At 64.9% G+C, this 23,036-nt stretch carries 25 protein-coding genes, 1 tRNA gene and 1 riboswitch; of the genes, 19 read left to right on the top strand and 7 right to left on the bottom strand.

The window, feature by feature from the left end; translation table 11 throughout:
- Positions 1 to 7: 7 nt before the first annotated feature.
- Positions 8 to 400, bottom strand: coding sequence for a Co2+/Mg2+ efflux protein ApaG (gene apaG, locus ACP2YP_RS38090; protein WP_426426422.1), 393 nt, complete (start codon positions 398 to 400; stop codon positions 8 to 10).
- 181 nt (positions 401 to 581) lie between these two features.
- Here apaG and ACP2YP_RS38085 point away from each other — a divergent pair, with 181 nt between their 5' ends.
- The 3 genes from ACP2YP_RS38085 to ACP2YP_RS38075 are packed head-to-tail and all read left to right on the top strand — an operon-like array spanning position 582 to position 3,631.
- Complete coding sequence (locus tag ACP2YP_RS38085) at positions 582 to 1,847, top strand: OpgC domain-containing protein (RefSeq protein ID WP_426421417.1); 1,266 nt, start codon at positions 582 to 584, stop codon at positions 1,845 to 1,847.
- On the top strand, positions 1,847 to 2,617 hold the full coding sequence (locus ACP2YP_RS38080; protein WP_426421416.1) for an SGNH/GDSL hydrolase family protein: 771 nt from the start codon (positions 1,847 to 1,849) through the stop codon (positions 2,615 to 2,617). The genes ACP2YP_RS38085 and ACP2YP_RS38080 overlap by 1 nt, the downstream gene beginning before the upstream one ends.
- A 12-nt stretch (positions 2,618 to 2,629) precedes the next feature.
- Positions 2,630 to 3,631 carry an SGNH/GDSL hydrolase family protein gene (locus tag ACP2YP_RS38075; protein WP_426421415.1) on the top strand — a complete coding sequence of 334 codons (1,002 nt, stop codon included), beginning with the start codon at positions 2,630 to 2,632 and terminating at the stop codon, positions 3,629 to 3,631.
- Positions 3,632 to 3,755: 124 nt separating this feature from the next.
- Here ACP2YP_RS38075 and ACP2YP_RS38070 read toward each other — a convergent pair whose 3' ends face one another.
- Positions 3,756 to 4,952 (bottom strand): O-succinylhomoserine sulfhydrylase, encoded by a 1,197-nt coding sequence (locus tag ACP2YP_RS38070; RefSeq protein ID WP_426421414.1) that lies wholly within the window; start codon positions 4,950 to 4,952, stop codon positions 3,756 to 3,758.
- Between the two features lie 70 nt (positions 4,953 to 5,022).
- Positions 5,023 to 5,102: riboswitch (SAM riboswitch) on the bottom strand.
- 80 nt (positions 5,103 to 5,182) lie between these two features.
- On the opposite strand from ACP2YP_RS38070, the gene ACP2YP_RS38065 reads away from it, so the two are divergent.
- From ACP2YP_RS38065 to ACP2YP_RS38055, 3 genes are all read left to right on the top strand, one after another.
- On the top strand, positions 5,183 to 6,319 hold the full coding sequence (locus ACP2YP_RS38065; protein WP_426421413.1) for a 2'-deoxycytidine 5'-triphosphate deaminase: 1,137 nt from the start codon (positions 5,183 to 5,185) through the stop codon (positions 6,317 to 6,319).
- A 195-nt stretch (positions 6,320 to 6,514) separates the two neighbouring features.
- Entirely contained in the window at positions 6,515 to 7,567 is a 1,053-nt protein-coding gene (locus ACP2YP_RS38060) for a hypothetical protein (protein ID WP_426421412.1), read from the top strand.
- A 342-nt stretch (positions 7,568 to 7,909) separates the two neighbouring features.
- Complete coding sequence (locus ACP2YP_RS38055; protein ID WP_426421411.1) at positions 7,910 to 9,355, top strand: MATE family efflux transporter; 1,446 nt, start codon at positions 7,910 to 7,912, stop codon at positions 9,353 to 9,355.
- Here ACP2YP_RS38055 and ACP2YP_RS38050 read toward each other — a convergent pair.
- The 5 genes from ACP2YP_RS38050 to ACP2YP_RS38030 form a co-directional block, all read right to left on the bottom strand.
- Positions 9,352 to 9,831 carry a hypothetical protein gene (locus ACP2YP_RS38050; protein WP_426421410.1) on the bottom strand — a complete coding sequence of 160 codons (480 nt, stop codon included), beginning with the start codon at positions 9,829 to 9,831 and terminating at the stop codon, positions 9,352 to 9,354. The genes ACP2YP_RS38055 and ACP2YP_RS38050 overlap by 4 nt on opposite strands.
- Positions 9,832 to 10,001: 170 nt before the next feature.
- The gene (locus ACP2YP_RS38045; RefSeq protein ID WP_426421409.1) at positions 10,002 to 10,394 is read right to left on the bottom strand and encodes an SRPBCC family protein; all 393 of its coding nucleotides are present in this window, start codon (positions 10,392 to 10,394) and stop codon (positions 10,002 to 10,004) included.
- A 144-nt stretch (positions 10,395 to 10,538) separates the two neighbouring features.
- Positions 10,539 to 10,898, bottom strand: coding sequence for a VOC family protein (locus ACP2YP_RS38040; RefSeq protein WP_426421408.1), 360 nt, complete (start codon positions 10,896 to 10,898; stop codon positions 10,539 to 10,541).
- A gap of 55 nt (positions 10,899 to 10,953) precedes the next feature.
- Positions 10,954 to 11,793, bottom strand: a complete 840-nt coding sequence (locus ACP2YP_RS38035) for a helix-turn-helix transcriptional regulator (protein ID WP_426421407.1) — start codon at positions 11,791 to 11,793, stop codon at positions 10,954 to 10,956.
- A 9-nt stretch (positions 11,794 to 11,802) separates the two neighbouring features.
- The gene (locus ACP2YP_RS38030; protein ID WP_426421406.1) at positions 11,803 to 12,381 is read right to left on the bottom strand and encodes a methylated-DNA--[protein]-cysteine S-methyltransferase; all 579 of its coding nucleotides are present in this window, start codon (positions 12,379 to 12,381) and stop codon (positions 11,803 to 11,805) included.
- A gap of 175 nt (positions 12,382 to 12,556) precedes the next feature.
- On the opposite strand from ACP2YP_RS38030, the gene ACP2YP_RS38025 reads away from it, so the two are divergent.
- The 13 genes from ACP2YP_RS38025 (at position 12,557) to ACP2YP_RS37965 (ending at position 23,035) form a co-directional block, all read left to right on the top strand.
- Positions 12,557 to 12,630 (top strand) — tRNA-Gly (locus ACP2YP_RS38025).
- Positions 12,631 to 12,692: 62 nt separating this feature from the next.
- A complete protein-coding gene (locus ACP2YP_RS38020) occupies positions 12,693 to 12,911 on the top strand; it encodes a hypothetical protein (protein ID WP_426421405.1) in 219 nt (72 codons plus the stop codon).
- A complete protein-coding gene (locus ACP2YP_RS38015) occupies positions 12,898 to 13,218 on the top strand; it encodes a type II toxin-antitoxin system RelE/ParE family toxin (protein ID WP_426421404.1) in 321 nt (106 codons plus the stop codon). The genes ACP2YP_RS38020 and ACP2YP_RS38015 overlap by 14 nt, the downstream gene beginning before the upstream one ends.
- A 260-nt stretch (positions 13,219 to 13,478) precedes the next feature.
- The gene (locus ACP2YP_RS38010; protein ID WP_426421403.1) at positions 13,479 to 14,060 is read left to right on the top strand and encodes a helix-turn-helix domain-containing protein; all 582 of its coding nucleotides are present in this window, start codon (positions 13,479 to 13,481) and stop codon (positions 14,058 to 14,060) included.
- Entirely contained in the window at positions 14,060 to 14,572 is a 513-nt protein-coding gene (locus ACP2YP_RS38005; protein WP_426421402.1) for an N-acetyltransferase family protein, read from the top strand. Before ACP2YP_RS38010 ends, ACP2YP_RS38005 begins: the two co-directional genes overlap by 1 nt.
- Before the next feature lie 2 nt (positions 14,573 to 14,574).
- Positions 14,575 to 15,039: a GNAT family N-acetyltransferase gene (locus tag ACP2YP_RS38000; RefSeq protein ID WP_426421401.1), complete on the top strand. Its 465-nt coding sequence runs from the start codon at positions 14,575 to 14,577 to the stop codon at positions 15,037 to 15,039.
- 86 nt (positions 15,040 to 15,125) lie between these two features.
- Complete coding sequence (locus tag ACP2YP_RS37995; RefSeq protein ID WP_426421400.1) at positions 15,126 to 16,169, top strand: LacI family DNA-binding transcriptional regulator; 1,044 nt, start codon at positions 15,126 to 15,128, stop codon at positions 16,167 to 16,169.
- Between the two features lie 145 nt (positions 16,170 to 16,314).
- A complete protein-coding gene (xylB, locus tag ACP2YP_RS37990; protein WP_426421399.1) occupies positions 16,315 to 17,769 on the top strand; it encodes a xylulokinase in 1,455 nt (484 codons plus the stop codon).
- Positions 17,770 to 19,092, top strand: coding sequence for a xylose isomerase (gene xylA / locus ACP2YP_RS37985; RefSeq protein ID WP_426421398.1), 1,323 nt, complete (start codon positions 17,770 to 17,772; stop codon positions 19,090 to 19,092).
- Between the two features lie 8 nt (positions 19,093 to 19,100).
- A complete protein-coding gene (locus ACP2YP_RS37980) occupies positions 19,101 to 19,859 on the top strand; it encodes an ATP-binding cassette domain-containing protein (RefSeq protein ID WP_426421397.1) in 759 nt (252 codons plus the stop codon).
- Positions 19,859 to 20,929 (top strand): ABC transporter permease, encoded by a 1,071-nt coding sequence (locus ACP2YP_RS37975; RefSeq protein ID WP_426421396.1) that lies wholly within the window; start codon positions 19,859 to 19,861, stop codon positions 20,927 to 20,929. The genes ACP2YP_RS37980 and ACP2YP_RS37975 overlap by 1 nt, the downstream gene beginning before the upstream one ends.
- Before the next feature lie 93 nt (positions 20,930 to 21,022).
- A complete protein-coding gene (locus tag ACP2YP_RS37970; RefSeq protein ID WP_426421395.1) occupies positions 21,023 to 21,955 on the top strand; it encodes a sugar-binding protein in 933 nt (310 codons plus the stop codon).
- A gap of 102 nt (positions 21,956 to 22,057) precedes the next feature.
- Entirely contained in the window at positions 22,058 to 23,035 is a 978-nt protein-coding gene (locus ACP2YP_RS37965) for an aldo/keto reductase (protein ID WP_426421394.1), read from the top strand.
- The last annotated feature ends 1 nt before the right edge of the window (position 23,036 follow it).

Below are 23,036 nucleotides of genomic sequence, written 5' to 3'. Positions count from 1 at the left end.
ACCCGCGCTAATTCAACACCCGCCTGTTATCCGGGCTGTCGAGCGAAAACGTCGGCACGTCGATCTCGAAGCGTTCGCCGCTTTCGCTGACCATCTGGTAGCGGCCGGTCATGAAGCCGGAGGCGGTCGAGAGGGGGACGCCGGAGGTGTATTCGAAGCGCTCGCCGGGCGCCAGGGTCGGCTGCTCGCCGACCACGCCTTCGCCCTTGACCTCCTGCTGCCGGCCGGAGGCGTCGGTGATGATCCAGTGCCGCGTCTTGAGCTGCACGGTCTCGTCGCCGGAATTGGTGATGACGATGGTGTAGGACCAGAAATAACGCGAGCGGTCGGCCGACGACTGCTCCGGAACAAAGTTCGGCTCGACGGTCACTTCGATCTGGCGGGTCACGGCGCGGTACATGATTGCCATCATAACGAAATCCTGGCCGGGAACCAAACGCCGCAGCGGGCTTTCGCGACATCGTCCCGCCAGAATTGACAGGGAAGTACATCCAGATGTGATCCGGCCGCTTTGCGAGGCGGCGACTGGACCGGTACACTCCTTCAAACGTCGCGATTTGCGGAAGGGTTTTTGGGCCCCGATGACCATTGCCGATCAAGTGACGGGAGCGACGATCGCGGGAACTGCGGGTGCCAAGCCCGTGGAGGCCAAACCCGTGGCAGCGAAGCCGCGTGCGCCGGCCATCACGCTTCCCGCCATCGGCGAGCGCGAGCTCCGGCTCGATTTGTTCCGGGGCCTCGCGCTGTGGCTGATCTTCATCGACCATCTGCCGCCGAATTTGCTGACCTGGTTCACGATCCGCAATTACGGCTTCAGCGACGCCACCGAGATCTTCATCTTCATCTCCGGCTACACCGCCGCCTTCGTCTATGGCCGCGCGATGCTGGAGAGCGGCTTCGTGATTGCCACTGCGCGCATCCTGCGCCGGGTCTGGCAGATCTATGTCGCCCACGTCTTCCTGTTCACGATCTTCCTTGCCGAGATCTCCTACGTCGCGACCAGCTTCGAGAACCCGCTCTACACCGAAGAGATGGGGATCATGGATTTCCTCAAGCAGCCCGACGTCACCATCGTGCAGGCGCTGCTCTTGCGCTTCCGGCCCGTCAACATGGACGTGCTACCGCTATATATCGTCTTGATGCTGGCGCTGCCGCTGATCCTGTGGTCGATGAAATGGTGGCCCGACGTCACGCTCGCGCTCTCGACCATGCTCTATGCGGTGACCTGGGAATTCGATCTCTACTTCTCGGCCTATCCGAACGGCTTTTGGGCGTTCAATCCGCTGGCCTGGCAATTGCTTTTCGTGTTCGGGGCCTGGTGTGCGCTCGGAGGTGCGCGACGCATGTCGCGCATCCTGGCATCACCGGTGACGATGTGGATCTCGATTGCCTATCTCGTCGCTGCGTTCTACGTGACGCTGACCTGGTACGTGCCGCAGCTCTCGCAATTCATGCCGAAGCGGATCGAGCAGTGGATGTATCCGATCGACAAGACCGACCTCGACGTGCTGCGCTTCACGCATTTCCTGGCGCTGGCCGCGCTCACCGTGCGCTTTCTGCCGCGGGAGTGGCCGGGCCTGAAATCGCCGTGGTTGCGGCCGCTGATCCTGTGTGGCCAGCATTCCCTGGAGATCTTCTGCCTCGGCGTCTTCCTGGCCTTTGCCGGCCATTTCATCCTGGCCGAGGTCTCCGGTGGCCCGGGCATGCATGCGCTAATTAGCCTCTCCGGAATCCTGATCATGTGGGCGATGGCCTGGGTGATTTCGTGGTACAAGCGCGTAGCTGACAAGAGCGGTGCGAAAACCAAAAACGCCGTCGGCAACGCCGATCTGGCGGGAGGGGGTTGATGAAGGCGAAGGTTCTCCTGAGCCTGATCCTGTTATGCGGTAGCCTCGCCGCGCCTTCGGCGCGCGCGGACGATGCCGTGCCTGCCGCGCCCGCAGCCTGTGAATTACCGCCCTATCTGCTCGCCACCGACAGCCAGCTCCACAAGGTCGCGGAGACCGTCAAGGCCGGCAAGCCGCTCGAGATCCTCGTCATCGGCAGCCGCTCCACCACCATTCCATCCTCGGAGGACAGCTCCTATCCGGCGCGGATGCAGGCCATTTTGAACGACAAGCTGCCGCCTTCCGAGACCGTGCACGTATCCGTAGAAATACAGAGCAAGAAGACAGCGGAGGAAGCCGCCGGAACCTTCGTTAAGCTGATGGAAGCAAAAACACCTACTTTGGTCATCTGGCAGACCGGGACCGTGGATGCTATCCGCTCCATCGATCCCGATGATTTCCGCAGCGCCGTGACCGAAGGGGTCGCTGCGCTGCAAAATGCAGGGGCTGACGTGGTCTTGATGAATTTGCAGTACAGCCCGCGTACCGAAACCATGATCTCGGCGCCGCCTTATCTCGATAATATGCGTGTGGTGGCGCAGGAGCATGATGTCCCGCTGTTCGACCGTTTCGCCATCATGCGGCAATGGAATGATCAGGGTCAGTTCGACCTGTTCAGCCCCTCCCGCGGCCCCGAGCTAGCGAAACAGGTCCATGACTGCATCGGCCGGGCGTTGGCACAGTTCGTGATCGACGCCGCCCATCTGGGGCCGGCCCAGCAGCAAAATTGAGGTCTAGCGTTAATGAGTTCTCTCCGCCCTTTTGGCCTGTCGACATGGCTGGCCGCGCCCGCAGCGGCGGCGCTGCTAATGCTGACGCCCGTGTTGCAGGCACCTGCCCGCGCTCAAGCCGCCCAGGCGACACCCGCGCCGCAGCAGGCTGCTAATCCAGCACCGGCATCACCGTCCCAGACGACCGTCGCCGCCACCAGCCAGCCGCCCGCCGAGCAGCGCGGTCTGACCTCGCGCGCCATCGACAAGGTGAAGCAAGTCGCGAAATCCGCCACCGACATTTTCAGCCGCGTGCCGTGTCTCGCGCCGAAGGGCGGCTCGAAGACGATGGGCTCGCTGCCGCATGTCGCGAACAAGCTCGTCGCCGGCCAGCCCGTCGTGATCGTCGCGTTCGGCTCGTCGTCGACGGCGGGCTACGGCGCGAGCTCGCCGGACTTCAACTATCCGAACCGTCTCGCCGCGCAGCTGCGCCGGCAATATCCGACCGCCAACATCACCGTCATCAATGCCGGTATCGGCGGCGAGGATGCGCCCGAGATGATGAAACGCCTCCAGAAGGAGGTGATCGACGTGCATCCGGATCTCGTGATCTGGCAGGTCGGCACCAACGCCGTGCTGCGCAACCTCGATCCCGGCGACACCGCCAAGATGGTCGAGGACGGCATCACCCGCATCCAGGCCTCCGGCGGCACGGACGTGGTGCTGGTCGATCCGCAATATTCGCCGCAGGTGACCCAGCGCGCCGAAAGCGCCGGCAAGATGGTGAAGCTGCTCGGCAAGGTCGCCGCGCTCCGTCACGTCGGCATCTTCCCGCGCTTCGAAGTGATGCGCGACTGGCACGAGAAGCAGGCGCTCCCGGTCGAGAGCTTTGTCATCGCCGACGGCTTGCACATGAACGATTGGGGCTATGCCTGCTTCGCCCAGCTGCTCGGCGACGACATCATCCACTCCGTCGGGCAGATCAAGCTGGGCGTGAACGTACCCGCGGACGTGCGGACGTACCGGCCGATGTAGCTCCGCTGCCGTAGGGTGGGCAAAGGCGCAAAGCGCCGTGCCCACCGTCTATCGGCATCGAGATCGTGAATGGTGGGCACGCTTTCGCTTTGCCCACCCTACGAAACTGAGCCCTTGGCTCCCCTCACGCCTTCTCAAGCGCCGCGGTCAGATCCTCGATCAGATCATCCGCATGCTCGAGCCCCGCTGAGAAGCGGATGAAACCTTCGCTGATGCCGAGGGCGGCGCGATCCTCCGGCTTCAGGCGCTGATGCGTCGTCGTCGCCGGATGAGTGACGAGGCTCTTGGCGTCGCCGAGATTGTTCGAGATCTTTGCAAGCTTGAGCTCATTGAGCACGCGGAACGCAGCCGCCTTGCCGCCCTTGACCTCGAAGCCGACCAGCGTCGAGCCGCCGCGCATCTGCTTCTTCACCAGCGCCGCCTGCGGATGATCATCGCGGCCCGGATAGACCAGCCGCGCAATCTTGGGATGGCTCGCAAGCACGTCGGCGATGCGCGCCGCGGTGTCGGTCTGCGCGCGCACGCGCACGCCAAGCGTCTCCAGGCCCTTGAGTAGCACCCAGGCGTTGAACGGCGAGATCGACGGGCCGGTCTGGCGCATGAAATTGTGGATGTGCTCGGCGATGAAGGCTTCCGAGGACAGGATGATGCCGCCGAGACAGCGGCCCTGGCCGTCGATGTGCTTGGTCGCGGAATAGACCACGACGTCGGCGCCGAGCGCGAGCGGGCTCTGCCAGATCGGCGTCGCGAACACGTTGTCGACGACGAGCCGCGCGCCGCCGCTGTGCGCGATCTCGGCAATCCCTGGAATGTCGAGCACGTCGAGCGTCGGATTGGTCGGGCTCTCCAGGAAGAACGTCTTGGTGTTCGGCCTCACGGCACGCTGCCACTGGTCGAGATCGGCTCCGTCGACCAGCGTGGTCTCGATGCCGTAGCGCGGCAGCAGCTCCTGAATGACGTAGAGACACGAGCCGAACAGCGCGCGAGACGCGACGACGTGATCGCCGGCTTTCAGCGGCGCGAGGATCGCAGTCGTCACCGCGGCCATGCCTGTTGCCGCCGAGCGGGCGGCTTCGGCACCTTCGAGCTCGATCATGCGGCGCTCGAACATCGCGATCGTCGGGTTCGAGTAGCGCGAATAGATGAAGCCGGGGTCCTCACCCTTGAACCGCGCCTCGCACTCCTCGGCGCTGTTGTAGACGTAGCCCTGGGTCAGGAACAGCGCCTCCGACGTCTCGCCATATTGCGAGCGCAGGGTGCCGGAATGGACCAGGCGGGTTTCGGGACGGTAGTGCGTGGTGGACGCCGGGGACTTCGACATAGGATCTCCTCTGCGTGACCATCGAAAATGGTCACAAAAAAACCGGCCTGGATATATCCACGGGCCGGGATCACAGAGGTCCCCGGCCTGTTTAGCGACTTATTTAACGTGGCTGCAAGCCGGCCGGCTCAAATCACCACGGGATAAGTGATGCTCATATTCTGCAATGGCCTTTCCGTCAAGGCGTCCATCGGATAGCCGTAAAAGGCTGGTATTCCCGGCATGTCCGGATGCGCTTGCCCCCTGATGAGGACCCCCGGTTGAGTTTCACGGTCGCCGCCGACGCCAATGGTATCCTGCCCGACCGCATGATCGCGGCGATGGCGGAAGCAGGCCTCATCCTGCCCGCATACGATTTCGTCGAAAGCCAGATCCAGCCGGCGAGCCTCGATCTGCGCCTCGGCGACATCGCCTATCGCGTACGCGCGAGCTTCCTGCCCGGCCCCGGTGCCACCGTCGCCGAGCGCATCGACCAGTTGAAGCTGCACGAGTTCAGCCTCGCCGACGGCGCGGTGCTGGAGACCAACTGCGTCTACATCGTGCCGTTGCTCGAGAGCCTCGCGCTGCCGCCGGAGATCGTTGCGGCCGCGAACCCCAAAAGCTCCACCGGCCGGCTCGACGTCTTCACCCGCGTGATCGCCGACGGCACCCGCCGCTTCGACATGATCGGCGCCGGCTATCACGGCCCGCTCTATGCCGAGATCAGCCCCAAGACGTTTCCGGTGCTGGTGCGCGAAGGCTCGCGCCTGTCGCAGGTGCGCTTCCGCACCGGTGATGCCATCCTCAATGCCGACGCGCTCGATGCGCTGCATGCCACTGAGCGTCTCGTCGACATCGACGATGCCGATCTCGCCGGCGGCGTTGCCGTCTCCGTCGATCTCTCCGGCGAGAAAGCCACGGGCTTCGTCGGCTACCGCGCCAAGCGTCACACCGGTGTGGTCGATGTCGATCGTCGCTCCGACTATTTGGCGGAAGATTTCTGGGAGCCGATCTCGGCCCGTCCCGACGGCAGCCTGATCCTCGATCCCGGCGAGTTCTATATCCTGGCGTCGAAAGAGGCGGTGCAGGTGCCGCCGGATTACGCCGCGGAGATGGTGCCGTTCGATCCGCTGGTCGGCGAATTCCGCGTGCACTATGCCGGCTTCTTCGATCCCGGCTTCGGCTATGCTGGCGCCGGCGGGCTAGGATCGCGCGCCGTGCTGGAGGTGCGCTCGCGCGAAGTGCCGTTCATCCTCGAGCACGGCCAGATCGTCGGCCGCCTCGTCTACGAAAAGATGCTAGCGCGTCCCGACGCCATGTACGGCCAGCGCATCGGCTCCAACTACCAGGCGCAGGGGCTGAAGCTGAGCAAGCATTTCCGGGTGTAGCCACACCCCCACCAACTGTCATTCCCTCGCGAAGGCGGGGAATCCAGTACGCCGCGGCTTCTCGATTCGATCACGACCGTCTCTGGAATACTGGATTGCCCGGTCTTCGCCGGGCGATGACGCCGAATGGGTGTCCCGTTGCGTCGCCTCACGGCCGATGACACACTCCCGCAAAACAACCAGCCGGGAGTGAACATGACCGCCGCAGCAGACGCCGCGCAGGACGCGCAATGGAAACGCTGGCGCGCGGTCGCCGACCTCTACCACGCCTACTTCACCGGCCTCATCCTCACCGTGGTCACGCGCCGCGGCACGGCGGATGCGGCGGAATTCGTCTTCCGCGTATTTCGACGTCAGCAGCAGGAGCGTTTCCTGCCTGGGCTGGAAAAGCTGGGCATCAATCATCTGCCGCCGGCAGTGGCGGCCGCGCAATATCACTACCTCTCCAACTGGATCGGCGGCGTGCATGTCGAATACATGCACGAGAGCGACACCAAAGCCTGGATCCGCTATCCGCCGCCGCGCTGGATCTGGAAGGGCACAGCGATCTGCGGCGTGCCGGGCGAGGTCTCGCGCGCGATGCTGCGCGGCTGGCACGCCAACAACGGCGTCGCGCTCGGCGATCTTCGCCTGGGCTTCGTCTGCACCAAGCAGAGCGTTGACGGCCAGGATGGGCTCGAAGGTTACTACCATCAATACGACCATCCGCTCGAGCTCGACCAGCGCCTGGTGTTTGCGCGACATCTCGAAGCCCCTACGTTCGACGCGAAGACCGCACCGGCTCTGCCGGTGTCGAGCTGGCCGAAGCCGCGCCTTGAAAAGGCCTATCGCAACTACGCTATGGAATATGTCCGCACGGCAGCACCCGTGATGGTGCAGCTGTTCGGGCCGGAAGATGCCGGCTATCTGCTGCACCTCACCGGCAAGCTGATCGGCATGCAGTATTTCAACGAGGTCGCAGCCGCGCTGTTGGCGACACGCGGTGGGGCGAGTGAGTTCGCGTCGTTCCTCGGCGCGCTGTTCGCCGCGCAAGGCGATGCGACCGAGATCACGCAATCCGAAGGCACGTTCGAAATCCGCCAGCAGAGCTGGAAGCTGATGGACGAGGTCGCCGATTATCATCGCGCCTGCGCCAAGGTGCTGGAAGGATTGTTCGAGGGGCTGGCTGCCGGATGCGGGCGGCACATCGGCGTGCATTTGCACCCAACGGCGGGCGGCCTTACGCCGCTGGTCTGGACGGTCGGTTAGGCGACGGTGCCGCAGAGCACTCCACCTCGCCCCGCTTGCGGGGAGAGGTCGGATTGCATCGAAGATGCAATCCGGGTGAGGGGGAGCTTCCGCGAGTCGAATTCTCACCGTTCGCGCGGATAGGGCCCCTCACCCCGACCCTCTCCCCGTAAGAACGGGGAGAGGGAGAGCACCGAATTCCACCCGCTGAAATGCGCTGCCGCAGGGCACGCCTGCGGCTAGCGCAGGAGGAATCGGCAGCCGCCGTGCTAACAAGGCTCACCGCGCTTTCCGCGCGAGGAAATTGATTAACACACCTAAGCATTGCCGCGCTGCAAATGGCGCTGTTGCCCGGGAGAGGAAATGACGGACATCGCCGAGATCCCGGTCGATGAGCAGGAACGTCCGCTGCCGCCGCCCCCGCGCCCCGTGCGGAGCGCGCTGACCGACGGGCCTATCCTGCGCACGCTGCTCTCCCTCGCCTGGCCGAACGTGGTCGCGCTATCCGCCGGCACCTGCGTGGTGATCGCGGAGACCTCCTATATCGGGCGTCTCGGCGTCGAAGCGCTGGCTGCGATGGCGCTGGTGTTTCCGACAGTGATCCTGACCATGACCATGTCGGGTGGCGCCATGGGCGGTGCCGTGGCCTCGGCCATCGCACGTGCGCTCGGCGCCGGCGATCGCGAGCGCGCCGGTACGCTGGCCGCGCATGCGCTCCTGATCGGCATCACCTTCGGCCTCGTGTTCATGCTGGGCATGCTGATCTTTGGCCCCCAGGTGCTCGCGATGCTCGGCGGCCGCGGCAATGTTCTGACGCATGCGATCGCCTACACGCAGGTGTTTTTCGGCGGCGCGGTGCTGCCCTGGCTGCTCAACACCATGGCGGGCGTGCTGCGCGGCACCGGCAACATGAAGCTGCCGTCGCTTCTCATTCTCAACTCCGCAGTCTGGCAGATCGTGCTCGGTGGCACGCTCGGCCTCGGGCTCGGACCCATGCCGCAACTCGGCATGCGCGGCGTCGCCGCCGGCGCGCTGATCGCCTATTCCATGAACATCGGCGTGATGGGCTGGTACCTGTTTTCGGGCCGCGCGCGGGTCGTTCCAAAACTGCGAGGCTTGCGCATCCAATGGGCGATGTTCTTTGACATCCTGAAGGTCGGCGCGATCGCCTGCTTCTCGCCGCTGCAATCGGTGCTGACGATCTCGATCTTCACCCACATGCTGGCGAAGTTCGGCACCGCGATCCTCGCCGGCTATGGCATCGGCGCGCGGCTCGAATTTCTGCTGACCTCGATCGCGTTCTCGTTCGGCATCGCGTCGGTGCCGATGGTCGGCATGGCGGTTGGTGCCGGTCGTATCGCCCGCGCGCGGCGCATCGCCTGGATCGCAGGCGCGAGTGCCTTCGTCGCTGTCGGCGCGCCGGCCTGCCTCGTCGCGCTGTTCCCCGACCTCTGGGTCAACATTTTTACGGACAGCGCCACCGTGCGCGCGACCAGCCACCAATATCTGTCGACGGTGGCGCCGTTCTACGCCTTCTTCGGACTTGCCACGACGATGTACTTCTCGTCGCAAGGCGCTGCGATAGTGATCGGGCCGGTGCTGGCCCAGACCGCGCGCCTCATCTACATCGCGACCTGCGGCTGGTGGCTGTCGACGCATGACGCCACTGCGCAAAGCTTCTTCTGGCTCGCCGCGAGCTCGATGGTCGTGCTCGGCCTGCTGTCATGCTCGAGCGTGGTGCTGACACGCTGGGGGCCGCGGAAGACCAAGCCGGCCGTGCGCCCGGCGCTCTCGGTTGCCGCCGACTAGCGGTGCCGGTGGCGGCGATGGCCGCCTCCGCCGCCGACATTGGCGAGCCGCATCAATTGCGGGATCATCGCCATCATGTCGCCGCCGCCGGCACCGCCCAGCATGCCCATGATATCGCCGCCGCCCATGCCGCCGATTCCCATCGGCACGGTGCCTCCACCCATCGGCGCGTAGCCGCCGTAATTGCTGCCGGCGAGGCCGCCCATACCGCCGCCACCCATCATGCCGCCGAGGCCGCCGCCGCCATTCTCCATCATGCGGCTCATCATCGGGCCCATGGTCTGCATCAGCATGGCGAAGCGGCGCTTGCCCATCTTCGCCTTCATCATCTCCAGCATCGGCGCCATCTGGGTCATCATGTCCTCGCCGCCGGCACCGCCGAGGCCTGCGAACTGCGCCTTGGCCGGTACGCTCGAAATCGAAAACAGCAGCAGCACGGCGGCTGCCTGGCAGATCACCTTGTCCGCACCTCTCATGGCATGCTCCTCGCGTGCGTGGCGCCGCCGGGAGAGCGGAGCCCACCGGACGCACGCGGCCATGGTTACGGCCGATGAGGGGAGCACTCTGTGAAAAAGATCACGCAAGCGAGCATGATCCGGAAAAGTGTGAAGCGGTTTTCCGAAAAGATCATGCTTCAAATGAAGAGCTAAGCCGGGAACGCCTTGTGCATGGCGATCACGGCTGCCTTCGTCTGTTCCTGCACGTAACCCGCAAGCTCGTTCGGCAGCATGTCGATGATCCAGACCAGGCGGCATTGCGCCTCGCCGTCGGTGATCACCTGCACCGAGGCGCTGTAATGCGTCAGCCGTTCGTTGTTGATCGCGTAGACCAGCCGTTGCCGCGCGTCGTCGCAATTGACCAGGATTTCGCGTGCAACCGAGCCATTGGCGAAGGTGACGATGCGAGCGTCGCCGTCGAGCCGGCATGCGGTGACGAAGCCCGGCACCAGCCGCTGATGCACCGCGCCGAAATCGCGCACCGCGTTCCAGACGTCGCGGGCCGGGGCGGAGAGGAGGATGTCGTTGTGGATGGAGGCCATGAAGGTGTCCTTGATTAGGTCAGGTGGTCGCAACCATCACCGTCATTGCGAGCGCAGCGAAGCAATCCAGAAATCTTCCCGTGGAGACAGCCTGGATTGCTTCGTCGCTACGCTCCTCGCAATGACGGTGCTGATAGTGAGAGCTCAAACACAAACCGCCTCGACATTGTTGCCATCAGGATCAATCAAAAACGCCGCAAAATACGTCGGGCTGTAATCCTTGCGCGGCCCGGCGCCGCCATTGTCATGGCCGCCGCTCTTCAGGCCCTCGCTGTGAAACGCTTTCACTGCGTCGTGGTCCTTGGCGCGAAACGCAATATGCGCGCCATCGGCGTTGCGGCCCTTGTTCAGATGCAGCCAGAGTGCCGGCTCGCCCTTCGGACCGAAGCCGGCGTAGCCGTCGCCGCTCGAGCACAGGACGAAACCGAGCGGCGCCAGCGCCGCGGTGTAGAAGCGCGTGGCGACGTCGAGGTCGGCAACACGCAATCCGATATGGTCGTACATGGTCGTCTCCACTGCAAAGCGCACCGCTCGCGGCGCGCGCCGGAGCCGACCCTAGTCAGTTGAGGGCAAGCTGCTCTTGGAGAATCTTGCGTTTCCCCTTCGACGCCTGCCGGAACTTCGTTGGCGACATACCGGCGGCGCGGTGGAAGGTGCGGACGAAGTTGGAGAGGTCGCCGAAGCCGACGTCATAGGCGATATCGGTGACCGCGATGTCGTCGTCCGTGAGCAGGCGCGCCGCGTGCCGCAGCCGCGAGCGCACCAGATATTGATGCGGGGTCACGCCGAGCACGTTGGAAAACAGCCGCAGGAAATGGAACGGGCTCAAATCCGCCAGGCGTGCGGCCTGCTCGAGGTCGATCTCGGCATGCGAATTGTTGTCGATCCACAACGCGGCCTCGACCGCACGGCGGCGGTCGCGCGCCGTCGGTGTAGCCGGCTTGCGCGGCTTGCCCGAGACCGAATCGACAAAGCGGCTCGCAAAAATCTGGCCGACCTCGTCGAGGCCCAGATCGCTGTTGCCATCTGCCGCCGTCTGGGCGAGCTCGCCCAGCACCATCAGCTCGGGCAGCGGCGGCGTCGCGCCGACCTGCCACGTCTCGCGCCGCCCGCCGAGCGCCTCGACCAGGTCCTCGCTGAAGAAGAACGACAGGCAGACGTCACCGCAGACATGCTCATGCGTGCAGGTGTATTCGCCGCCGGGCGCGCCGACCAGCAGCGAGCCCGCCACCAGCTCGAAGAAGCCGGCGCGGCAATGGCAGCCAAAGCTGCCAGCGCGGACATAGGCGATGGAATGACCGGTGCGGCACTCGGCAAACGGCTTGTCGCCCGGTCCCGCGTCGCAGCGAAACTCGGAGACCGTCATCGCGCGGGTCGTCAGCAGCGTGGTTGCGTCCATCCCGCCTATTTAGGTGGCGGTCCTCGGCGGGGCAACGGGCAGCAGCATCTCGAACAGCGTCTTGCTGGCGATCGGATGGGCGCCTTCGAGCGCCAGCAGCCGGCGTTTGGAGATCACCCCGCCGTAAGGCGAGATCCGGTCGGCATAGCCGCCGGCTTCCAGCACCCGGTGGCAAGGCACGATGACCATGTAGGGATTTCTGGAGATCGCCTGCGCCACCGAATGGGCGGCGCCGGATGTGCCCAGCGCCTTGGCGATCTCGTGATAGGTGCGCGTCTCCCCGCGCGGGATGGTGCAGGCGTGCTCGTAGACCCGCCGGTCGAAGGCGGGCACGCCGCCGGCATCGAGGCTGACGTCGGAAAAGTCGGGATCGCTGCCTTGCAGCAAGGCCACGATGCCCTCGATCGCAAGCTCGGTGTTGAGCGGGATCGCCTGCTCGCGCGCCTCGGGATGGACCGCAAAGATCCGGCGGCGGGTGTCGATCTCCCGCGCCTCGGGCAGTTGCACGGCGACCACGCCGGTGCTGCTCCAGATGATGCCGCAGCGCCCTATGGCGGTGTCGAATATCGTGTAAGCACGCCCCACCATGCACACGCCCCACTCAGTGCACGTATCTCCCCAGACATGAGATCATAACACCGCCACAATCCGGCGCACCTGGAATCTTGCCAAAACGTTAAGAAGCGTCCGGCCGGTCGCGCCAAAGCGCTTGGCGGGGCGCGCCGTCTCGGCTAATCAGGACGGGCGCGGGACACGCGCATAAGCGGGCGTAGTTCAATGGTAGAACGGCAGCTTCCCAAGCTGCATACGAGGGTTCGATTCCCTTCGCCCGCTCCAAAGCTTTTGAACCTTGCCAGGTTTTGAACCTTGCCAGGTGGCGAATGTGCTAGACTGGGTTCATGGTCAGAACGCTCGAACAAGCCATTGCGCAAATTTCCCGCCTGCCGGACGCCGATCAGGAAGAGATCGGTCGGAAATTGCTCTCGCATATCGAAAGGCTCAACGCGCTTCGTACTGAAATAGACAGGGGCATCCATTCGCTCGACGCGGGCAGGGGCGACACCCTGAATATGGAAGTTTTTCTTCGCGAGAAGAATTCGCGACATGGCGGAGCATAAGCCTCCGGTTATTTGGTCGCCGGAAGCTCTCAACGATGTCGACCGCCTTTGGGACCACTACACCAAAGCGGCGGGAGCTGGAACGGCTGACAGAATCCTGCGCGAGATCGCGAAGGCCGTCGCGGTCATTGACGACTTTCCCTTCGCCGGTCGGGCGCGCGACGAAATCCGGACCGGTCTGCGTTCGCTGGCGGCCGCTCCACAGATTGTGTTCTATCGATTGAAGGATGATCGGCCCGAGATCGTGCGGGTGCTGGACGGCAGGCAGGATATCGAGGCGATTTTTTCCGAGGACGAGGGCGGCTAGCGGAGCGTCCGGCTGGCTAGCAGAGCCGGTCCTGCCTATTGAGCTTCCCAAGCTGCATACGAGGGTTCGTTCGATTCCCGTCGCCCGCTCCAAACTTTTCTGATCGCATTTCCATTTGATCTGACCGCCCAATCGCGTGCTCGCAGGGCAAGATTCTAATATATTAGCCCTTCGGTCCCGGCACGCGCCGCTCCTCCGGCCTAAGCTCCTCTCGTCCGGCGGATGCGGTCCATGTGCCGGGCGATGTTCGGATAGAGGCCATGGACCAGCAGAAACTCGACCGCGCGATCGGTCGCCGCTTGAAGACTTTGAGGACGCAGGCCGGCATGACCTTGAACGAACTCGCTAGCCGCTCCGGCGTCAGCCGGGCCATGATCGGGCGGGTGGAGCGGGCGCAGAGCAGCGCCACCGCGGCGCTGCTCAACAAGCTCTGTGCGGCGCTCGACGTCTCGCTCAGCGACGTCGTCGCTCTCTCGGAGAAGCCGCCGGAGCGGCTGACGCGGCTCGTCGATCAGCCGCAATGGCGCGATCCCGACAGCGGCTACCGGCGGCGTCATGCCTCGCCGGCCGATGCGGCGAGCGGCATCGAGATCATCGTCGTCGATTTGCCGGCCGGGGCGCGCGTGTCCTACAGCCCCTGGGGCCGCAACGCCTTCACCCAGCAATTGCTGATGCTGGAGGGGGCGGTCTGCGTGCATATCGACGCCAAGACGGTGCGCCTGCGGGACGGCGACTGTCTCGATTTCGACGTCATGCGCGCGGTGACCTTCGAGAACGAAACCAAACAGGATGCCCGCTACGTCATCATCACGCGGCGCGGCACCTCTTACGGGAAGATGTGATGTCGCTGATCGTACGGGACGCTACGCTGGAGGATGCGGAAGACATCCTCGCCATCTACAATTTCGCCGCGATCAACACCACGGCGGTCTGGACCGACGGGCCGGCCGATCTCGACTCGCGGCGCGACTGGATCCGCGCGCGGCAAGAGGCGGGCTATCCCGTGCTGGTCGCGATGAAGGGCAGGGAGGTCGTCGGCTTCGCCTCGTTCGGCGATTTCCGCCCCTTCCCCGGCTATCGCCACACCGTGGAGAATTCGGTCTATGTCGACGAGCGGCATCATCGCGCAGGCATCGGCCGCAGCCTGGTGGCCGCGCTGATCGAGCGCGCCACGGCGCTCAACAAGCATGCCATGATCGCCGGGATCGAGGCCCTCAATGCCGGCTCGATCAGCTTGCACGCTTCGCTCGGCTTCATCGAGGTCGCCCGCATGCCGGAGGTCGGCTGCAAGTTCGGCCGCTGGCTCGATCTCGTCTTCATGCAGAAGCAGCTTGCAAGCGGCGTGAGGCCGTGACGATGCAGATCCTTACCGGCGACACCTTCGATCCGCGCGTCGTCGCGCTGCTTGACCACCATGTCACGGCGGCACGGGCGCAGACCGCACCGGGCAGCGCGCATGCGCTCGATCTCGCCGGCCTTCGCGCCAGCGACGTCGCGTTCTGGACCGGCTGGGACGGCGAGACGCTGGTCGCGACCGGCGCGCTGAAGACGCTCTCGCCCGACCACGGCGAGGTGAAGTCGATGCACACGCTCCAGACCACGCGCCGGCGCGGCTTTGGCGGCCTGATGCTCCGCCACATCATTGCCGAGGCGCGCAAGCGCGACATCAAGCGCCTGAGCCTCGAGACCGGCTCATGGGATTATTTCAAGCCGGCGCACGCGCTCTATCAGGCGCACGGCTTTGTGCCGTGCGGCCCGTTCGAGAGCTATGTCGAGGACCCCAACAGCCTGTTTCTGACACTCGATCTGAGCGGCCGCTAAGGCCCGGCGCAACCGGGCCTCGAAAATATCGTCTTGCCCCTCAAAATGAGTTGCGTACCTCAAAACACCTCTGCTAGCCTTCAGGCATGACTGAGGGGACTGCTTCCGCCGCGCTGACGCTGAAGGACATCGCACGCGAGGCGGGTGTCAGCCTCGCGACGGTCGATCGCGTCCTGCACAACCGCCCCGGTGTGCGGCCGGATACGGTCCGGCGCGTCCAGGAGACGATCACGCGTAACGCCTTTCAGCCGCACGTGGCGGCGGCCGAGCTCGCCCGGGGCCGCGCCCGCCGGTTTGCCTTTGTCATGCCGTCGGGAGCGAACCCGTTCATGCAGCAGATCGAGGCCTATCTCGGCGAGATGTCGGCCTGGCTTTCGGCTCGCCGTCTCAGCGTCGAGATGGTCAATACGGATGTGTTCGATCCGTCCGTGCTCGCTGCATCGCTCGAGACGCTCTCGGGCGACTACGACGGCGTTGCCGTGGTGGCGCTGGATCATCCCGGCGTTCGCGCTGCGATCAACGATCTCGTCGATGCCGGCACCAAGGTGGTGACGCTGGTCTCGGATGTGCCGTCGTCGCGCCGCCACCATTATGTCGGCATCGACAACATCGCAGCCGGCCGCACCGCCGGCGCGCTGGTCGGGCGGCTGGTCGGCCAAAAGTCAGGCAAGATCGCCATCATCGCGGGATCGCAGGGCCTGCGCGACCATGCCGAGCGCATTTTCGGCTTCAATCAGGTGATGGCGTCGGAATTTTCGCACCTCGACATACTGCCTCTGCTCGAGGGGCGCGACGAGGACGACCGCTCCGAGCAGCTGATATCGCGGCTGCTCGGCAAGCATCCCGATATCATCGGCCTCTACAATGTCGGCGCCGGCACGCAAGGCGTGGCCAAGGCCCTGACCGAGGCCGGCTGCGAGAAGCAGATATTGTTCATCGCCCACGATCTCACGGCGATGACGCGAAAACTGTTGCTGCAAGGCACGCTGGATGTCGCGATCTCGCAGAATCCGGGGCACGAGGCGCGCGCCGCCGTGCGCGTGCTGCTGTCGCTTGCGCGTAACGAGCCGATCTTGAGCGAACAGGAGAATATTCGCATCGACATCTTGATGCGGGACAATCTGCCGTAGCCGCAAGGCGCGCGGTGCCTTGTGTTTTGAAGTGAGTGACTGCGGAAAGCGCGACGTCAGTTCGTGCACCGCGGCAGCGTGATCCGGAAAAGTGCGTAGCGGCTTTCCGAACAGATCACGCTCAAACGAAGAGGGAGGAACGAGCTTGTATCTCGGAATAGACATCGGCACGTCCGGTGTGAAAGCGGTGCTTGTGAACGAGGTTGGCGCGATTCTCGCGACGGCCGCGCGCGAGCTTGCGCTGTCGCATCCGCAGCCGCTGTGGTCCGAGCAGGATCCGGATGCCTGGGTCGCGGCCGCTATCGGCGCCGTCGACGATCTCGCCGCCACTCATCCGCGTGATGTTGCCGGCGTGCGCGGCATCGGGCTGTCGGGCCAGATGCATGGCGCGACGCTGCTCGGTGCCGACGGTCGCCCGCTGCGGCCGGCGATCCTCTGGAACGATGGTCGCTCGCACGCCGAATGCGTCGAACTCGAGCGCCGCTGCCCCTCGCTGCACGCCATCGCCGGCAATCTGGCGATGCCCGGCTTCACCGCGCCAAAGCTGCTCTGGGTGGCGCGGCACGAGCCCAACATTTTCGAACGCGTCGCAAAAGTTCTGCTGCCGAAAGCCTATGTGCGCTACCGCTTGACCGGCGAGATGGCCGAGGACATGTCGGACGCCGCCGGCACGCTGTGGCTCGATGTCGGCCGGCGCAGCTGGTCGACGGAACTGCTCAAGGCCACCGGGCTCGACCTGCATCACATGCCGCGCCTCGTCGAAGGCAGCGCGGCGAGTGCAGTGCTCGCGCCCGAATTCGCGCAGCGTTGGGGCATGGCCAAGGACGTCGTGGTCGCCGGCGGTGCCGGTGACAACGCCGCGAGCGCGATCGGGCTCGGCGCGATCGCGCCAGGCGATGCGTTTCTGTCACTGGGAACCTCCGGTGTGGTGTTCCGCGTCACCGATCGCTTTGCGCCGGCGCCGGCCTCGGCCGTCCACGCGTTCTGCCACGCGCTGCCGGGTCTCTGGCACCAGATGGGCGTGATGCTGTCGGCGGCCGCATCGCTCGCCTGGCTTGCCGGCGTGATGGAGGTGCCAGCCGCGGCCTTGCTGGCGCCACTCGGCGAGCGCGTCGACGGGCCGAGCCCGGTCAAATTCCTGCCCTATCTCGACGGCGAACGCACGCCGCACAACGATGCCGCCGCGAGCGGCGCCTTCGTGGGCTTGCGCGCTGCGACCGGCCGCAGCCAGATCGTCCAGGCCGTGCTCGAAGGCGTCGCCTTCGCCGCGCGCGATAATCTGGCGGCGCTGAGCGCGGCGGGCGGCGCGATCGCCGAGCTCGATCTCGTCGGCGGCGGCTCGCGCTCGGCGCTGTGGGCGCAGATCTGCGCTGACGTGCTCGGTATCGCCGTGCACCGCGTCGAGGAGGGCGAGGTCGGCGCAGCGCTGGGCGCCGCCCGGCTCGGACGTCTCGCGGCCACCGGCGACGATCCCGCGCAAATCTGCACCCGCCCCCGGCGGCTCGCCAGTTTCGAGCCCCGCGCCACCGCCGCGTCCGCCTATGACGAGGCCTATCGCCGCTGGCGCGAGCTTTACCCCGCGTTGAAGGAGACCACTTAAGTGAACGCGTCAGCCAAGTTTTTCGATGTCAGCGCACCCGTCGCCTTTGCCGGCAAGGATGCGGCAAACACGCTCGCCTTCCGCTGGTACGACAAGGACCGCATGGTGCACGGTCGCAGGCTGGAAGATCATTTGCGCTTTGCGGTCTGCTACTGGCATTCGCTGTGCTGGCCGGGCGGTGATCCCTTCGGCGGCGAGACGTTTATGCGGCCCTGGCACCACGGCTCCGATCCGATGGCGATGGCGCGCGCCAAGGCTGATGTCGCCTTCGAGCTGTTCCGCCTGCTGGATGTGCCCTTCTTCACCTTCCACGACGTCGACGCGGCGCCCGAAGGCGCCTCGCTCAGCGAATCCGTCGCCAACCTCAATGCCATCGCCGATCTGTTCGAAGCGAAGATGGCATCAAGCAAGGTCCGCCTGCTCTGGGGCACCGCAAACCTGTTCACGCATCGCCGCTACATGGCGGGCGCTGCGACCAATCCGGACCCTGAAATCTTCACTTATGCCGCCGGCCAGGTCCGCGCCGCGCTGGAGGTGACGCACCGGCTCGGCGGCCAGAACTACGTGCTCTGGGGCGGCCGCGAGGGCTACGAGACGCTGCTCAACACCGATCTCAACCGCGAGCTCGACCAGCTCGGCCGCTTCGTCTCGCTGGTCGTCGAGCACAAGCACAAGATCGGCTTCAAGGGCCCGATCCTGATCGAGCCGAAACCGAAGGAGCCGACCAAGCATCAATATGATTTCGACGTCGCGACCTGTTACGGCTTCCTCGCGCGCTACGACCTGCTCAAGGACGTCAAGCTCAACATCGAGCAGAACCACGCCATCCTCGCCGGCCATTCCTTCCATCACGAGGTCGCGCTGGCCGAGGCGCTCGGCGTGTTCGGCTCGCTCGACATCAACCGCGGCGACGATCTGCTCGGCTGGGACACCGACCAGTTCGCGATGAATGTGGGCGAGCTGGCGCTGGTGTTCCACGAGATCCTGAATCGCGGCGGCTTCACCTCGGGCGGGCTCAACTTCGACGCCAAGATCCGCCGCCAGTCGATCGATCCCGACGATCTCATCCATGCCCATGTCGGCTCGATGGACGCCTGCGCGCGGGCGTTTCTCGCTGCTGCCGACATGCTCGATGCCGGCGCCCTCACGGCGCCGCTCGCCGACCGCTACGGTGGATGGGCGGGCGCCGAGGGCCGTGCCATTCTCGGCGGTCAGCGTTCGCTCGCCGATCTCGCCGATCGCGCGCTGAGGCCGGGCTTCGATCCGCAGCCGCGCTCGGGACGGCAGGAATATCTGGAATCTCTCGTCAACCGTTACGTTTGAGGTCGCTGATGGCAAGTGCTGACACAACACCGGTCCTCGAATTGACCGGCATCGGCAAGGAGTTCGGCGCCATCCGCGCGCTGCACGATGTCGATATGCATGTCCACCCGGGCGAAGTGGTCGGTCTGATGGGCGACAACGGCGCCGGCAAGTCGACGCTGGTCAAGATCATCGCCGGCAATTTCCGCCCCAGCCATGGCGAGATCCGCTTTGCCGGGGACGCGGTCAATTTCGCCCGCCCGGTCGATGCCCGCGCGGTCGGCATCGAGGTCGTCTATCAGGACCTCGCGCTGGCCGACAATCTGACCGCCGCCGCCAACGTATTCCTCGGCCGCGAGCTCAAGCGCAAATTCGGACCCATCGCTTTACTCGACCACAAGGCGATGGCATCGCGTGCGCTGGAGCTGTTCGGCGAGTTGCGCTCGGAGACCCGTCCCGACGATCTCGTCAAGCAGATGTCGGGCGGCCAACGCCAGGCAGTCGCGATCGCGCGGACGCGGCTCTCCAACGCGAGGCTCGTCATGATGGACGAGCCGACGGCCGCGATCTCGGTCCGCCAGGTCGAGCAGGTGCTGGGCCTGATCCACCGCCTGAAAGAGCAGGGCGTCGCCGTGATGCTGATCTCGCACCGCATGCCCGACGTGTTCGCGGTGTGCGACCGCGTCATCGTCATGCGCCGCGGCGAGAAGCGGGCCGACAAGCCGATCCACGAGACCTCCCCCGAGGAAGTCACAGCCCTCATCACCGGCGCGAAGGAGGCGGCGTGATGGCCATGCCCCTGGAATCTCCCGTCACGTTCTCGAACGTCGGCAAGGTCAAATGGTGGCGGCGCGGCATCTTCGCCTCCCAGACCGGCTACGTCCTCCTGGCGCTCCTGGTGCTGATGGTCGTGATGCATTTTGCCAGCCCCTATTTCTTCACGGAGGGCAATATGCAGAACGTGGCGAAGAACTTCTCCTTCATCGCCATTGCCACGCTCGGAATCACTTTCGTCATCATCACCGGCGGCATTGATCTCTCCGTAGGCTCGATGATGTGTTTTTCTGCGATGATCACCTCCATGGTCATGGTCGAGCTGTCGGCGCCGGGATCGGCGTTCGTCCATTTGGCCGCCGACGGCAAGACCGTCGTCGCCAATGTGCCCGGTTTGATCCTGCTGATCTCGGTGCTTGCCGGGCTCGGCGTTGCGCTCATCGTCGGGCTCATCAACGGCTTCTGCATCGCGGTGCTCGGGCTGTCGCCCTTCGTCACCACGCTCGGCATGCTCTCGATCGTGCGCGGGCTCGCCTATGTCGTCTCGAACGGCCGCGGCAGCTTTCCGGGCGGGCCCGATGCCGATTATTTCTATGCGCTCACGTCGGGTGACGTGTTCGGGGTTCCCGCGCCCTTCATCTATCTGGTGATCCTCGCTCTCGCCATGGCCGTGGTCCTGCACCACAGCGCCTTCGGCCGCCACGTCTTCGCGCTCGGCGGCAACGAGAAGGCGGCGGAGCTGACCGGCATCCCGGTCGTGCGGGTGAAGATCGAGGTCTACGTGATCTGCGCGCTGGCCGCGGGGCTCCAGGGCATCATCATCTCCGGTTGGCTCGGCTCGGCACCGGCCAACATGGCGACCTCCTACGAGCTCAACGTGATTGCGGCCGCCGTGATCGGTGGCGCCAATCTGGCCGGCGGCATCGGCGGTCCGCTCGGGGCCATCGTCGGCTGCGTGCTGCTCGAGGTGATCCGCAACGGCCTCGTGCTCGCGCAGGTCAACTCCTACTGGCAGCAGACGCTGGTTGGCGTGATCATCATCCTTGCCGTGCTGGTGGACCGCATCCGCTCGCGCATGACTTAACCAGTTACTCCGGAAGGACAACGAAAGATCGTCTATCCGCCTGCCGGGGCATCACATCACAAATGGATAGGCAAGAAAGTGTGGAGGGAAGAAATGAAGAAGCTTCTGTTGGCCGGCTTGACCATCGCAATGATGGCAACCCCGGCATTTGCCCAGACCTACAAGTTCGCGGTCGTGCCCAAGGCGATGAACAATCCGTTCTTCGACGTGGCTCGCGATGGCTGCATGAAGCGCGCCAAGGAGCTCGGCAATGTCGAGTGCATCTACAAGGGGCCGATCGAGCACGAACCGGCGACGCAAGCGCAGATCATCCAGGACTTCATCACCCAGAAGGTGGATGGGTTGGCAATCTCGGTTGCCGATGTCGCGGCGATGACCAAGTCGATCGACGCAGCGACTGCAGCCGGCATCCCCGTCATCACGTTTGACGCCGATGCGCCGGGTTCCAAGCGGCTTGCCTATATCGGCACCAACAACAAGGACTTCGGCCTCGCGCTTGGCAAGCAGTTGCTCCAGCTCCGGCCCGATGGCGGCAAATATGCCATGGTTTCCGGCGGCCCGGGTGCGAAGAACCTTGCCGAACGTGTCGATGGTGTCCGCGAAGCGCTCAAGGGCTCGAAATGGGTCGAGGTCCAGGGCTCGCCAACCTTCTGCAATGACGATTCCACCCTCGCGATCCAGCAGATGACGGATCTGCGCACCGCGACGCCGGATCTCGCCGCGATCGTGCCGGTCGGCGGCTGGCCGATGTTTGCACCGGAAGGCTTCAAGGCTTTCGTCAACAAGAACAAGAAGGACATCGACGCCGGTAAGCTGACGCTCGTTGTCGCCGACACGCTCAAGATGCAGCTTGAGCTCCTGCGCGACGGCTACTCCAACGCGCTCACCGGCCAGCGCCCGTTCGAAATGGGCGAGAAGGCGATGGACACGCTACTCGCCATCAAGAAGGGCGGGAAGGTGCCGGAGATCGTCTATACCGGCCTCGATCTCGTGACCAAAGACAACGTCGCGAAGATGTTAAAGTAGCAGTTGTCAAACTAGGAGTGTCGCCAACCCCACGCTCCTGTGCTCTCTTCCGCTTGCGGTCTCCGCAGGCGGGAGAGATACCGGCGTTTGGAGGGAATGGGAATGAAACGTTCGCGACTGGGTTCACTCGACGTCACCTCGATCGGCCTCGGTTCTGCGCCGCTCGGCGGATTGTTTGCTCCGGTCAGCGATGCCGATGCGGAAGCGACGCTCGCGGCCGGCTGGTCTGCCGGCATCCGCTTCTTCGACACCGCGCCGCTCTACGGCTTTGGCCTCGCCGAGCGTCGTTTGGGCGCTTTCCTGCGTCAGCAGAAGCGGGACTCCTTTGCGATCTCGACCAAGGTCGGCCGCCTCCTTCGCGCGCCTGATGGTGCGGCGGTCGAGGATGACCATTACAAGGGCGCGCCTGCGCTGCGGCCGCAGTTCGATTTCAGCTATGATGGTGTGATGCGTTCGGTCGAGGAAAGTCTCGACCGCCTCGGGCTCGATCGCGTCGACGTGCTGCTCGTGCACGATCCCGACGATCACTATGACGCGGCCGTCTACGGTGCCTTCCGTGCGCTAATGCGCCTGCGCGACGACGGCACGGTCAAGGCGATCGGTTCCGGCATGAACCAGTCGGAGATGCTCACGCGTTTCGCCGAAGCCGTGCCGGTCGACTGCTTCCTGCTCGCCGGCCGTTACACGCTGCTCGACCAGGGCGCTCTGGAGGCGTTGTTCCCGGTCTGCGCGGCCAAGAATATCGGCATCCTGCTTGGCGGCATCTACAACAGCGGCATCTTGGCCAATCCGCACACCGGCGCGAAGTTCAACTATCAGGACGCCGACGCAGCGCTCGTGGCGCGCGCGCTTGCGCTCGACGAGCTCTGCCGCAAGCACGGCACCGAGTTGAAGGCCGCCGCGCTTCAGTTCTGCATGGCCCATCCGGCCGTGACGGTCGCCGTGATGGGCGCGCGCAATGCCGCGGAGGTCGCCGACAACATCGCGATGTCGGAACGTACGGTGCCGCCGGCCTTCTGGCAGGAGCTGCGCGCGAAAAACCTCGTCGACGCGCGGGCGCCGCTGCCGGGCGGAGCGTGAG

It is taken from the genome of Bradyrhizobium genosp. A, assembly GCF_049949275.1.
In the GTDB taxonomy this organism is placed as follows: Bacteria; Pseudomonadota; Alphaproteobacteria; order Rhizobiales; family Xanthobacteraceae; genus Bradyrhizobium.
Note: the sequence above shows the minus strand (reverse complement) of the source record. Positions and strands in the feature narration are given on the sequence as shown.

Coding starts and splice junctions, on each gene's coding strand:
- ACP2YP_RS38080 (WP_426421416.1), top strand. CDS start 1,847: ATGAAGGCGAAGGTTCTCCTGAGCCTGATCCTGTTATGCGGTAGCCTC.
- ACP2YP_RS38050 (WP_426421410.1), bottom strand. CDS start 9,831: ATGAGAGGTGCGGACAAGGTGATCTGCCAGGCAGCCGCCGTGCTGCTG.
- ACP2YP_RS37965 (WP_426421394.1), top strand. CDS start 22,058: ATGAAACGTTCGCGACTGGGTTCACTCGACGTCACCTCGATCGGCCTC.
- ACP2YP_RS37980 (WP_426421397.1), top strand. CDS start 19,101: ATGGCAAGTGCTGACACAACACCGGTCCTCGAATTGACCGGCATCGGC.
- ACP2YP_RS38020 (WP_426421405.1), top strand. CDS start 12,693: ATGGTCAGAACGCTCGAACAAGCCATTGCGCAAATTTCCCGCCTGCCG.
- ACP2YP_RS38070 (WP_426421414.1), bottom strand. CDS start 4,952: ATGTCGAAGTCCCCGGCGTCCACCACGCACTACCGTCCCGAAACCCGC.
- apaG (WP_426426422.1), bottom strand. CDS start 400: ATGTACCGCGCCGTGACCCGCCAGATCGAAGTGACCGTCGAGCCGAAC.
- ACP2YP_RS38055 (WP_426421411.1), top strand. CDS start 7,910: ATGACGGACATCGCCGAGATCCCGGTCGATGAGCAGGAACGTCCGCTG.
- ACP2YP_RS38075 (WP_426421415.1), top strand. CDS start 2,630: ATGAGTTCTCTCCGCCCTTTTGGCCTGTCGACATGGCTGGCCGCGCCC.
- ACP2YP_RS38030 (WP_426421406.1), bottom strand. CDS start 12,381: ATGGTGGGGCGTGCTTACACGATATTCGACACCGCCATAGGGCGCTGC.
- ACP2YP_RS37970 (WP_426421395.1), top strand. CDS start 21,023: ATGAAGAAGCTTCTGTTGGCCGGCTTGACCATCGCAATGATGGCAACC.
- ACP2YP_RS38045 (WP_426421409.1), bottom strand. CDS start 10,394: ATGGCCTCCATCCACAACGACATCCTCCTCTCCGCCCCGGCCCGCGAC.
- ACP2YP_RS38040 (WP_426421408.1), bottom strand. CDS start 10,898: ATGTACGACCATATCGGATTGCGTGTTGCCGACCTCGACGTCGCCACG.
- ACP2YP_RS38060 (WP_426421412.1), top strand. CDS start 6,515: ATGACCGCCGCAGCAGACGCCGCGCAGGACGCGCAATGGAAACGCTGG.
- ACP2YP_RS38015 (WP_426421404.1), top strand. CDS start 12,898: ATGGCGGAGCATAAGCCTCCGGTTATTTGGTCGCCGGAAGCTCTCAAC.
- ACP2YP_RS38035 (WP_426421407.1), bottom strand. CDS start 11,793: ATGGACGCAACCACGCTGCTGACGACCCGCGCGATGACGGTCTCCGAG.
- ACP2YP_RS38065 (WP_426421413.1), top strand. CDS start 5,183: ATGCGCTTGCCCCCTGATGAGGACCCCCGGTTGAGTTTCACGGTCGCC.
- ACP2YP_RS37995 (WP_426421400.1), top strand. CDS start 15,126: ATGACTGAGGGGACTGCTTCCGCCGCGCTGACGCTGAAGGACATCGCA.
- ACP2YP_RS38005 (WP_426421402.1), top strand. CDS start 14,060: ATGTCGCTGATCGTACGGGACGCTACGCTGGAGGATGCGGAAGACATC.
- ACP2YP_RS38000 (WP_426421401.1), top strand. CDS start 14,575: ATGCAGATCCTTACCGGCGACACCTTCGATCCGCGCGTCGTCGCGCTG.
- ACP2YP_RS38085 (WP_426421417.1), top strand. CDS start 582: ATGACCATTGCCGATCAAGTGACGGGAGCGACGATCGCGGGAACTGCG.
- ACP2YP_RS37975 (WP_426421396.1), top strand. CDS start 19,859: ATGGCCATGCCCCTGGAATCTCCCGTCACGTTCTCGAACGTCGGCAAG.
- ACP2YP_RS38010 (WP_426421403.1), top strand. CDS start 13,479: ATGGACCAGCAGAAACTCGACCGCGCGATCGGTCGCCGCTTGAAGACT.